The organism is Pseudomonas fluorescens (genome assembly GCF_902497625.1).
GTDB lineage: Bacteria > Pseudomonadota > Gammaproteobacteria > Pseudomonadales > Pseudomonadaceae > Aquipseudomonas > Aquipseudomonas fluorescens_BQ.
Map to the genome: position 1 here is coordinate 1 of NZ_CABVGX010000075.1, position 12181 is coordinate 12181.

Annotated in this window: 6 protein-coding genes, 2 rRNA genes and 1 pseudogene; 6 read left to right on the forward strand and 3 right to left on the reverse strand. The window is 57.1% G+C overall.

Features of this window, described 5'->3' with window-relative positions; genetic code table 11:
- From F8N12_RS26625 to F8N12_RS26645, 5 genes are all read left to right on the forward strand, one after another.
- A 23S ribosomal RNA gene (locus F8N12_RS26625) occupies positions 1-2628 on the forward strand; the annotation flags it as partial.
- Positions 2629-2796: 168 nt separating this feature from the next.
- Positions 2797-2912, forward strand: a 5S ribosomal RNA gene (rrf, locus tag F8N12_RS26630).
- A 141-nt stretch (positions 2913-3053) separates the two neighbouring features.
- The gene (locus F8N12_RS26635) at positions 3054-3713 is read left to right on the forward strand and encodes a paraquat-inducible protein A (protein ID WP_150583041.1); all 660 of its coding nucleotides are present in this window, start codon (positions 3054-3056) and stop codon (positions 3711-3713) included.
- Positions 3700-4323 carry a paraquat-inducible protein A gene (locus tag F8N12_RS26640; protein ID WP_150583042.1) on the forward strand — a complete coding sequence of 208 codons (624 nt, stop codon included), beginning with the start codon at positions 3700-3702 and terminating at the stop codon, positions 4321-4323. Before F8N12_RS26635 ends, F8N12_RS26640 begins: the two co-directional genes overlap by 14 nt.
- Positions 4316-6619: an intermembrane transport protein PqiB gene (locus tag F8N12_RS26645; protein WP_150583043.1), complete on the forward strand. Its 2304-nt coding sequence runs from the start codon at positions 4316-4318 to the stop codon at positions 6617-6619. Before F8N12_RS26640 ends, F8N12_RS26645 begins: the two co-directional genes overlap by 8 nt.
- Positions 6620-6834: 215 nt before the next feature.
- On the opposite strand, the gene mksF is transcribed toward F8N12_RS26645, so the two are convergent.
- Genes mksF through mksB form a run of 3 tightly spaced genes read right to left on the reverse strand, consistent with a single transcriptional unit; the run spans position 6835 to position 11637 of the window.
- On the reverse strand, positions 6835-9675 hold the full coding sequence (gene mksF, locus F8N12_RS26650; protein WP_150583044.1) for an Mks condensin complex protein MksF: 2841 nt from the start codon (positions 9673-9675) through the stop codon (positions 6835-6837).
- Positions 9672-10373 (reverse strand): Mks condensin complex protein MksE, encoded by a 702-nt coding sequence (mksE, locus tag F8N12_RS26655; RefSeq protein WP_150583045.1) that lies wholly within the window; start codon positions 10371-10373, stop codon positions 9672-9674. Before mksE ends, mksF begins: the two co-directional genes overlap by 4 nt.
- On the reverse strand, positions 10363-11637 hold the full coding sequence (mksB, locus tag F8N12_RS26660; RefSeq protein WP_191623226.1) for an Mks condensin complex protein MksB: 1275 nt from the start codon (positions 11635-11637) through the stop codon (positions 10363-10365). The genes mksE and mksB overlap by 11 nt, the downstream gene beginning before the upstream one ends.
- 220 nt (positions 11638-11857) lie before the next feature.
- On the opposite strand from mksB, the pseudogene F8N12_RS26665 reads away from it, so the two are divergent.
- Positions 11858-12181, forward strand: a pseudogene (locus F8N12_RS26665) (energy transducer TonB); the annotation flags it as partial.

Below are 12181 nucleotides of genomic sequence, written 5' to 3' on the forward strand. Positions count from 1 at the left end.
CCCTTAAGTGGCTTTGAGATTAGCGGAACGTTCTGGAAAGTACGGCCATAGTGGGTGATAGCCCTGTACGCGAAAATCTCTTAGTCATGAAATCGAGTAGGACGGAGCACGAGAAACTTTGTCTGAATATGGGGGGACCATCCTCCAAGGCTAAATACTACTGACTGACCGATAGTGAACTAGTACCGTGAGGGAAAGGCGAAAAGAACCCCGGAGAGGGGAGTGAAATAGATCCTGAAACCGTATGCGTACAAGCAGTGGGAGCCCACTTTGTTGGGTGACTGCGTACCTTTTGTATAATGGGTCAGCGACTTATTTTCAGTGGCGAGCTTAACCGAATAGGGGAGGCGTAGCGAAAGCGAGTCTTAATAGGGCGTCTAGTCGCTGGGAATAGACCCGAAACCGGGCGATCTATCCATGGGCAGGTTGAAGGTTGGGTAACACTAACTGGAGGACCGAACCGACTACCGTTGAAAAGTTAGCGGATGACCTGTGGATCGGAGTGAAAGGCTAATCAAGCTCGGAGATAGCTGGTTCTCCTCGAAAGCTATTTAGGTAGCGCCTCATGTATCACTGTAGGGGGTAGAGCACTGTTTCGGCTAGGGGGTCATCCCGACTTACCAAACCGATGCAAACTCCGAATACCTACAAGTGCCGAGCATGGGAGACACACGGCGGGTGCTAACGTCCGTCGTGAAAAGGGAAACAACCCAGACCGTCAGCTAAGGTCCCAAAGTTATGGTTAAGTGGGAAACGATGTGGGAAGGCTTAGACAGCTAGGAGGTTGGCTTAGAAGCAGCCACCCTTTAAAGAAAGCGTAATAGCTCACTAGTCGAGTCGGCCTGCGCGGAAGATGTAACGGGGCTCAAACCATACACCGAAGCTACGGGTATCATCTTAGGATGATGCGGTAGAGGAGCGTTCTGTAAGCCTGTGAAGGTGAGTTGAGAAGCTTGCTGGAGGTATCAGAAGTGCGAATGCTGACATGAGTAACGACAATGGGTGTGAAAAACACCCACGCCGAAAGACCAAGGTTTCCTGCGCAACGTTAATCGACGCAGGGTTAGTCGGTCCCTAAGGCGAGGCTGAAAAGCGTAGTCGATGGAAAACAGGTTAATATTCCTGTACTTCTGGTTATTGCGATGGAGGGACGGAGAAGGCTAGGCCAGCTTGGCGTTGGTTGTCCAAGTTTAAGGTGGTAGGCTGAGATCTTAGGTAAATCCGGGATCTTAAGGCCGAGAGCTGATGACGAGTGTTCTTTTAGAACACGAAGTGGTTGATGCCATGCTTCCAAGAAAAGCTTCTAAGCTTCAGGTAACCAGGAACCGTACCCCAAACCGACACAGGTGGTTGGGTAGAGAATACCAAGGCGCTTGAGAGAACTCGGGTGAAGGAACTAGGCAAAATGGCACCGTAACTTCGGGAGAAGGTGCGCCGGTGAGGGTGAAGGACTTGCTCCGTAAGCTCATGCCGGTCGAAGATACCAGGCCGCTGCGACTGTTTATTAAAAACACAGCACTCTGCAAACACGAAAGTGGACGTATAGGGTGTGACGCCTGCCCGGTGCCGGAAGGTTAATTGATGGGGTTAGCTAACGCGAAGCTCTTGATCGAAGCCCCGGTAAACGGCGGCCGTAACTATAACGGTCCTAAGGTAGCGAAATTCCTTGTCGGGTAAGTTCCGACCTGCACGAATGGCGTAACGATGGCGGCGCTGTCTCCACCCGAGACTCAGTGAAATTGAAATCGCTGTGAAGATGCAGTGTATCCGCGGCTAGACGGAAAGACCCCGTGAACCTTTACTATAGCTTTGCACTGGACTTTGAATTTGCTTGTGTAGGATAGGTGGGAGGCTTTGAAGCGTGGACGCCAGTTCGCGTGGAGCCAACCTTGAAATACCACCCTGGCAACTTTGAGGTTCTAACTCAGGTCCGTTATCCGGATCGAGGACAGTGTATGGTGGGTAGTTTGACTGGGGCGGTCTCCTCCTAAAGAGTAACGGAGGAGTACGAAGGTGCGCTCAGACCGGTCGGAAATCGGTCGTAGAGTATAAAGGCAAAAGCGCGCTTGACTGCGAGACAGACACGTCGAGCAGGTACGAAAGTAGGTCTTAGTGATCCGGTGGTTCTGTATGGAAGGGCCATCGCTCAACGGATAAAAGGTACTCCGGGGATAACAGGCTGATACCGCCCAAGAGTTCATATCGACGGCGGTGTTTGGCACCTCGATGTCGGCTCATCACATCCTGGGGCTGAAGCCGGTCCCAAGGGTATGGCTGTTCGCCATTTAAAGTGGTACGCGAGCTGGGTTTAGAACGTCGTGAGACAGTTCGGTCCCTATCTGCCGTGGACGTTTGAGATTTGAGAGGGGCTGCTCCTAGTACGAGAGGACCGGAGTGGACGAACCTCTGGTGTTCCGGTTGTCACGCCAGTGGCATTGCCGGGTAGCTATGTTCGGAATAGATAACCGCTGAAAGCATCTAAGCGGGAAACTAGCCTCAAGATGAGATCTCACTGGGACCTTGAGTCCCCTGAAGGGCCGTCGAAGACTACGACGTTGATAGGTTGGGTGTGTAAGCGCTGTGAGGCGTTGAGCTAACCAATACTAATTGCCCGTGAGGCTTGACCATATAACACCCAAGCAATTTGCTTGCTCTAACGAGCACCAGATTGCGGTGACTGTGAAGACGACACGAACCGAAAGTTCGCACGCTTTGCTCACAAGCAGCACACAAAACTATCACATACCCATTCGCTGGAGCGTGAACCGAAAGGTAAACGACCTGGCTACCGAATTTCTTGACGACCATAGAGCATTGGAACCACCTGATCCCATCCCGAACTCAGCAGTGAAACGATGCATCGCCGATGGTAGTGTGGGGTTTCCCCATGTGAGAGTAGGTCATCGTCAAGATTAAATTCCGAAACCCCTATCTGCTATGCAGGTAGGGGTTTTGTTTTGGGCGCAACAAAATACGGTCGAACAAATTTGCACAGTTATTTTTGAATCATGACACTAGAATAGGTCCCAACTTTTTCGGAGTCAGAGCCTTTTATGCCAGTTAAGGTTGACGCCCCAGGGCTGTCAGAATTACCGCTGGACGAGTTGGTAGCGTGCCATGAGTGCGACTTGCTGATGCGCAAGCCGAAGCTATCGCGTGGAGAAAAAGCAGAGTGTCCCCAGTGCGGCTTTGAACTCTATGCGCACAGACACAACGTCGTGCAACGCAGCCTTGCTTTGGTCATCGCCGCCCTGTTGTTGTTCATTCCGGCGAACTTTTTGCCGATCATGGAGCTCAATCTACTCGGGCAGTCGTCGCAAGACACCGTGTGGACGGGTGTCGTAGGGCTGTTCAACAGCGGTATGCAGGGCGTGTCTCTGGTTGTGTTCCTGTGCAGCATGGCCATTCCGTTGCTTAAGCTGCTTTGCCAATTAGCTGTACTGCTGACCATCCGTTTTGATGTCGGCCGCAGTCATGGACTGCTGCTCTACCGTATCTACCACCATTTACGGGACTGGGGAATGCTTGAGGTATACCTCATGGGGGTCCTGGTTGCGATCGTTAAACTTGCGGACATGGCAGCGATCACTGTAGGTCTTGGTCTGGCGTGTTTTATCAGTTTGTTGTTGGTTCAGGTCTGGCTGGAGGTTGCGATGTCGCCTCACCAGATCTGGCAGGCTTTGTCAGGAGAGGATGCCCATGCGGGCGATTGATGCAGGCATTCTGATTTGCACTGAATGTCATGAATTGAACAGGCAGAAAGCAGACACCGCAAAGCAAAACTGCACACGCTGTGGCGCGGTGGTTCATGCCCGTCGGCCGAATTGTCTTGTTCGCACCTGGGCGCTGCTGATTACCGCAGCAATTCTTTATATCCCTGCCAACCTGCTACCGATCATGACGGTTACCTCGTTAGGCAAGGGCGAGCCCAGCACTATCATGTCCGGTGTGATTGAACTGGCTCAACACGGCATGATCCCGATCGCAGCAGTGGTCTTCATAGCCAGCATTCTGGTGCCCACGTTCAAATTGGTGGGCCTCGCGCTTCTGCTGTTCTCTGTTCAACGCCATCAACCGCTCTCGGCGCGCCAGCGGGTCTGGATGTACCGCTTCATTGAGTTCATCGGCCGTTGGTCGATGCTCGACATCTTTGTGATCGCCATCCTGGTGGCGGTCGTGAATTTCGGTCGCCTTGCCAGCGTTGAAGCCAATCCCGGCGCTATCGCCTTCGCCAGTGTGGTGATTCTGACAATGCTTGCCGCAGTAACTTTCGATCCCCGACTGATTTGGGATAACACGGAGTCGGACGACGACCATGACTGATTTGCCTATAGCAAAAACCCGACCGGCTTCCAACTGGTCTGCCATCTGGGTACTGCCCCTGATCGCCTTGATCATCGGCGGCTGGCTTGGCTGGCGTGCCTACAATGAAACCGGCATCGAGATTCAAGTTCGTTTCGAGAGCGGTGAAGGCATACAAGCCAACAAAACCGAAGTCGTTTACAAGGGCATGTCGGTCGGCAAGGTGAAGACACTCAAGCTCGATGATGAAGGCACCTCCAAGGGAGTGATCGCCACCGTCGAGATGAACAAGGATGTCGAGCAGTACCTCAAGACCAGCACGCGCTTCTGGCTGGTTAAACCGAGCGTGACCCTGGCCGGTATCACTGGTCTGGAAACCCTGGTATCGGGCAATTACGTCGCAATCAGCCCCGGCGAAGGGGAGCCGATCCGCAAGTTCAAAGCACTCGCCGAAGAACCGCCGCTGTCTGATGCGCAGCCTGGCCTGCACCTGACCATCAAGGCTGATCGCCTCGGTTCGCTGAACCGTGGCAGCCCGGTGTTTTACAAGCAGATCAAAGTCGGCCAGGTCAAAAGCTACTTGCTGTCTGAAGACCAGAGCACCGTTGAACTCAAAGTGTTTATCGAGCCGACCTACGCCAAGCTGGTGCGCAAACATACGCGATTCTGGAATGCCAGCGGCATCAGCATAGACGCCAACCTGTCGGGTGTTAAGGTACGCAGCGAGTCGCTGGCCAGCATTGTCGCCGGGGGCATCGCTTTCGCTACCCCGGAAAATCGCAAGGACAGCCCGGCCACTGATCCTAGCCTTCCATTTCGCTTGTATGAAGATTTTGATGCCGCCGCCGCTGGTATCCGCGTAAAGGTCAAACTGAGCGATTTCGAAGGCCTCCAGGCAGGTCGCACGCCGGTAATGTACAAAGGCATTCAGGTCGGTAATCTGAAGGCGCTGAAGATTGATCCGGACCTTTCCGCGGCCACCGCCGAGTTGACCCTCGACCCACTGGCCGAAGATTATCTGGTCGACGGCACTCAGTTTTGGGTGGTCAAACCGTCCATTTCCCTGGCGGGCATTACCGGGCTCGAAGCCTTGGTAAAGGGCAACTACATCGCCATTCGCCCTGGGGACAAAGGGGCGGCACCGCAGCGCGAGTTTGTTGCACGACCGAAAGCGCCCCCGCTTGACCTGCGCTCGCCCGGTCTGCATCTGGTGTTGTTTACCGACAACCTGGGTTCGCTGGAAGTCGGCAGCCCGATTCTCTACAAGCAGGTTAAAGTTGGTTCGGTGCAGAGCTACCAGTTTTCCCGCACCAAGAAGCAACTGGTCATCGGCGTACACATCGAAAAAGAATACGAGGGTCTGGTCAACGCTTCGACACGGTTCTGGAATGCCAGCGGCATTACGCTGACAGGCGGATTGACCGGCGGGATTCAGGTCAAAAGCGAGTCGTTGCAAAGCTTGATGGCTGGCGGGATTGCTTTTGAAACGCCAGTGGCCAATGCGCCGCTGCAGAAGCGCATTCCACGCTTCCGTCTGCACGCCAACCATGACGAAGCTAATCAAAAAGGCACAGTCGTGACGATCAAGGTCGATCGCGCGGACGGTCTGCGCAGTGGCACGCCAGTGAGATTCAAGGGGCTGGATGTCGGCAAGATTGAAGACATCGATCTCAGCGACGACCTGCAATCGGTACTGCTGACCGCACGGATCACTGAGGTGCCGGAGCGCATCGCCCGGGTCGGCAGCCAGTTCTGGGTGGTAAAACCTGAGCTTGGCCTGATCAAGACGTCCAATCTTGAAACCCTGGTGACCGGGCAGTACATCGAGGTGCAACCCGCGGCGAAAAATCTCGGTCCACAAAAGAACTTCGTGGCTCTGGCTAATCCGCCGGAGGTAGTCAACAAAGAAGCAGGCTTGAGCCTGGTATTGAGCGCAGCGCGCCGCGGCTCTCTCAAACCCGGCGTTCCAGTGACATATCGTGAGGTGACGGTGGGCAAGGTCACGGCTTATGAACTGGGTCAGACCGCTGACCGTGTGCTTGTGCATATCCTCATTGAACCGAAGTACGCGCCATTGGTGCGCAGCGGTTCGCGTTTCTGGAACACCAGTGGGTTCGGCCTCGACTACGGTTTGTTCAAGGGCGCGACTGTGCGGACGGAATCGCTGGAGACCTTGATTCAGGGTGGCATCGCATTCGCTACACCGGACGGTGAGCGCATGGGTAACCCGGCGCGTCCCCAGCAGACATTCCCGCTGTTTGACAAGTTCGAGGATGAATGGCTGACCTGGGCGCCGAAGATTTCACTTGGTAAATAGACTATTGGCGTCCCTGCAAACGCCATCGCGAGCAGGCTCGCTCCCACCAGGGGTTTGCCGTGGCCACAGAATTTGTGATCGACACCAGCTCCCTGTGGGAGTGAGCCTGCTCGCGAAGAGGCCCTCAAGTAAACTCAATCACTAAAAAACATACCCAAAAAAAGGCCGCGATCCATTGGAACGCGGCCTTTTTTAATGCCTTCGATTAACGCAGATCAAACCGCGTCCAGCTCCGGCTCATCTGCTTCAACGTTAACCACAGCCTTCACCTCATCATGGCGACGGATGTACTTCCAGTCCGCCTCATCAATGTAGATCCCGTTCGGCCCGCTGCCACCCTCCAGGTCAATCGCCACACTGGCGCAAACTTGCGGCTTCACACTTGCCAGAATCGGCACGAAGCCCAGTTGCAGACTGGTCTCCAGCAACGCTGCCTGGTTCTTTTCGTCGATGTCTGCCGCTTCGTCGAGGTAATACGGCAAGCGCACGCGGCCGGCCTGGTCGCGGTCCATCAAGTGCAGCAACAAATACATGTTGGTCAGCGCCTTGATGGTCATCGTCGTGCCGTTGGAGGCGGCGCCGTCGATGTCGGTATGGATGACCGGCGTGCCGTTGACCTTGGTGATCTCGAACGCCAGCTCGAAAAGATCCTTGAGACCGAGCTGATTGTGGTTCGCCGCAACAAGGCGTGCCAGATATTCCTTGGCCTCTTCGTTCTTGTTGTCCTGATCGGCGCTCTGGTTGAGGTCGAACACGGAGAGGGTTTCGCCTTCCTCGTATTGGCCGGCGCTGTGGATGATCTGGTCGATGTGCTTGAGCGCTTCCTTGTTCGGCGCGAGGACGATGCGGAAGCTCTGCAGGTTGGAGACCTGACGCTTGTTGATCTCGCGGTTGAATAGCGCGAGCTGGTGCTCGAGGCTGTCGTAGTCGCTGCGAATATTGCGCAGCGTTCGCGCAATATCGGTGACCGCTGCGCGACGTGCCTTGCCGAGTGTCAGGGCTTCATCGGTGCGGTGCGCGTAAGCGTTGATGAGCAGTTGCAAGCGACGCTCCATGTCGTCTTCGCTGTCGAACTTGGCTACGCCTTTAAGGCGGATCTGTGCATAAAGCGCGTCGATCTGACCGTCTGCGCGGAGCAAACCCTGCCAGCTGTCCTGATAGTCGTTGAGCAGGGGCAGCAGGTTATCCATGGAATCGTCGATCGGATCCATGAACGGCGTGCCGAATGGCATGTCGGCCGGCAACAGTTGACGGCGGCGCAGGGCGTCGTCGAGCGTGCGCTGCTTGGCTTCCATGTCGCCGATCTGGCGACCGACCAGCTGCAGCTTGGCCGACAACTGCTGGACGCGTTCGGTAAAGGCATCGCTGGAACGCTTCAACTCGTCCTGCGCGGCTTCCATCTGCGCCAGCTGTTCGAGCTTGTCGTCTTCCTCGGCGCTCAGGGTTTGCGCGCGACGGAAATCTTCCAACGCTTTCTGCGCGTCCAGCACTTGCTGGTACAGCGCTTCGGTCTGGGTTTTGCTCGCGGCGCGGTCAGCTGCTACAGCCTGCTGGGTCTTCAGTTGCTTGAGTTCTTTGTCCAGACGCTCCTTCTGGTCGCGCAGCGCCGCCCGGTCAGCCAAGGCCTGTAATGCCGGCGGCTCGATGTGGGAAATGTCGATGGACAGGCCGGGCACTTCGAAGCGTTCGCCCTTGAAGCCGTTGAGGATCAGCTCCATGGATTTTACCCACTGACCGTCCTCGTCCAGAGTGATGCCATGTTCGCCCAGCGGCAGGCTGAACAGTGCGCTGTTGAACAGGCGCATCAGACGTTCGACGTCCTGCTGCGAGAACTCCTCACGCAAACGCGCGTAGCTGTTGTTGTCAGCGTGATCGAGTTGTTGCTTGACCGACTTGAGGCGCTTTTCCAGATCGCGAAGGCGCTCCTCCAGATCTTCTGCAGAGAACTGCCGCGATTGTGCCAGTGCGCCAGCCAATTCATCGTGGGCGTCCTTGGCGGCGAGCAGTTGCTGTTCGAGGACTTTGACGTCGGTCACCAGCGCGAAGCGATGCTTGAGCACCGACAACTCGCCGAGCCAGCGCTGAATCCCGCTGATTTCCCGCTCCAGACGCATCAGCTCTTGAGTACCGCCGCGCTGGTCGTTTTGCAGCGCGTCCTGTTCGTTGCGGTAATGCTCGGCCTGAATCGTCAGCTCTTCCTTGCGCGCGCTGGCGTAGTCCGACCAGGTGCCGAGCAAGGAATCAAGCAATGGCGAGATGCGATGCAATTTGCCGCGCAGGATGTTGCGCTGTGCGACGCCTGACGCGAGCGCTTCAACCAGTGGACCTGCGGTCACCAGCGAGTTGTAGTCCTGCTCCATGCGGCGCACATCGCGGAACGCTTCTTCGCACGCGGCAATGTAATCGACGCTGCCGGAGCGCAGGCTGTGTTCGAACGCATCGAGGAACAATTGCTTGAGCTTGGCTGCGGTGATTTCGCGCATGTGCAGCAAGTTGATGAACAACGCGCGGAAGGTTTTCAGGCTCTGCTCGCTGGTGGAGCGCAGCGGGATCAGGGTCAGGTCGAGTGGAATGGACGTGTGACCGCCGACCAGCAAACGACGCAGTTCATCCGGCTTGAGTTCGTAGGCTTTCAGGCCTTCCTGCTCAAGGTTGGTGAACAGCTCTTTCTGGCGCAGGCAGGTGTCGTTCTTCTGGTAATGCGCCAGGTCCAGTTTGCCGGCGTAGGCAAAGAACTGGTGACCGAAACCACCGCCCGGCCCGCGGCCGACCACACCGATTACGTGCGGACCGTGGGGCAGCGACACCTCGACAAGGATGTAGCTGGTGTCAGAGGCGAAGTAGAAGCGCCGGGATTGTTCGAGGCTGTACTTGCCGAAACTCATGTCTGACATGCGTGCCAGAATCGGAAACTGCAAGGCATTGATCGAGGCGGATTTGCCGAGGTTGTTCGCGCCGTACACCGACAAGGGTTCTTCCAGCGGAAAAAGACCAAGGCTGTAACCGGCGGTGTTCAAAAGGGCGAAGCGGCGAATGCCGTAGCGTTCCTTACTCATGCGTCGGTCTCCTGTTCTTCGGCGATGGCACGGGCCATGGCGTCTTCTTCGCTTTCTTCTTCAAAGTCCGTGAGGTCCAGCGGATCGTCGGTCTGCAGCAATTTTTCATCGCTGTCGTCATCGATCAGCACCGGAACCGGCAACGGCAAGACGCTGTGAAGGCTGGCGGCCAGATCGCGGTCCTGTTGAACCGACAGGCAGACATCGAGGAAGCGGTGCATCGGCGGCAGGAAGCGGTAGATGCCGGTCTCTTCACTGGCAAAACCGAGCTGGGTCATGCGGCGCATAATTTTTTCTTCGAGTTCTTCGACCGTCAGCACTTCGGCCTGGATAAACAGGTCACGGTATTTTTCCAGCAATGATGGCAGCTCGTCACGCCCGAGGCTGCCACCGTCGAGCACGGCGATCGGGTCACGGCCCTGATCCGCCAGATGCTCGACGAGGATGAACGTGAACAGCGCCAGGCGTTGCGCCGTCTTGTTGACGGCTGCGGCGGCCAGGTCCGGTACGAAATAGTAGAAGCCGCGGGTATCGCAGACCAGTTCAAAGCCCAATGCCTTGAACAGCGTGCGGTACTGGTCCTGGAAGTTCGACAGTTGCGCGTACAGCTCCGGATCGCGGCGACTGACGTGGTAGCCCTTGAACAGCTCGCGGAAGATTGGCGCCAGCTGGGACAGTTCGGATAGATCAAGATGCATAAGGGGTGCTCGCAGAATCCTCGGCGGTGTCGCGGGCCGAGAGCAGGGCGAAGGAGCGCAGGCTGACCTGATGCTCATGGGTGTGGTAATCGCGGCGTTCCAGACGCTCGCGTTTGAAGCGTTTCTCCCGCGACAGGCGCGAGAACCAATACAGCAATTCGTCGGTGGCGCCGTCCGGTTCCTGCTCCAGCAGCCAGGTCATCAGGTCCGGCATCGGCAGGGCGTCTTCGCAGCGTTCGAGCATTTCGCGAACGGTGCGAGGCGCGCGCGGCGCTTCGCCCTTGCGGGTGGTATGGGCCTTGGGGAACCGCGCCGGTTTCGGCTCGAAACGTGCCAGTGCGTAAACGTAGGCTTCGACCTGACTGGCGCTGCCGAGAAAGGTACTTTGCGGACGGGTGAACATCGGCATCGCCGCTTGCGGCACCGCGTCCAGACCTTTACGCCGGATCGCCGCGAGGGCCAGCGCGGCGCCACGGGTTACGGCGTTATGGCGACGTGCCTCTTCGCGCAACGGGAGCAGCAGTTCGCGGGCATGCCGCAAGGTCAGTTGCGCGCTGGTCTGCATTTCCAGAATGCGCGCGTGGGTGCGCAGCAGCATGTCGTCATCGACCAGATGACCCAGGCGTTGCTGTTCGGTGAGCATTTTCAGCAGGACGTTTTCGACTTTGCGCACGCCTTGTTCGAACGCGCCGTCGGCGTTGACCAGTTGAATCATCGGCTCGACGTATTCGTCCCAGGTCGCCAGCACTTCGGCGTAGCGCTGACGCAGCGGGATCTGTCGATCGCTGGTTTTGGCGCGTTCGGCAACAGCCACCAGGGCCTGCTCGTCGTTGGCGAGTTTCTTCAGCACGTCGCGTACGCGCATATCGAGCAAACGCAGTTGACGTGCCAGGTCGTTGCCGTCGCGAATGTCGAAGGCATCCTGGATGTAACCGGCCAGACGCTCCAGGTGGCGCAAATAGGCTTCGATCTCCAGGCACAGGCCCAGACGGTGTTCACGGCGCAGGTAGGCTAGAAAATCGTGAATCTGCGCGTTGAGCTCGAAGCGGTTCGGGCTTTTCGCCACGGGCACCAGAATGTCGAGACGTATCCACACATCCAGCAGGCTGGTGATGTCCTGCGGCGTACTGTCGAGTTGCTGGGCGGCCAGTTGCGTGCGCAGTTCGTTGAGGCTCAGGGTGCCTTGGTCGAAGTGCTCGCACAGTGGCTCCAGAAGTGCCCAGTGTTCAGCGAGGGCGCGCAAGACGCGCTTGGGTTCGATCATCGGAATGGCCGGCTGGTTGGCGAAGAAAAGCCGCGATTGTACTGCATCGCGGCCGATGCGATTCACTCTCGGGACGGGCTGTTGCTTTTTCTGTTGTCAAAGTCTGTCGATCAAGCGCGGGCGATCTTCAGCGAAGGGCGGTAGAATCGGCGCACCTCAGTTATCCACAAGTGGCCGACCTTTGTTAATCGAGTCCCGTCGCCGCGCTTATTTGACCGCCATGCAGGTGGTCAACTGGCTGCCGCGCACAGAATTGCCCTTTGCCGCGCCGTCGCGTCCCGAGTTGCTCGAGATGCCTGAACCGGTGCTTGTCATGCCCGTGGCCCCCACGCCGGTTGCCGATGCGCCCGTGGAGCCCGTGGTCAAGCCTGCCGAGCGGGTGAAAATCGAGGTGCCGCGCCCGTCGCTGGCGAGCACGCGCACCAACGCCAAAACCGAGGAAGAAGAGGCGCCCGTCGTCGCCAAGGCGCCGGTCGTGCCGCCGCCGCGTTTCGCTTTGCAATTGCTGCGCGCCGGGCGGTGCCTGCTGCTGGTGGAGTTACCC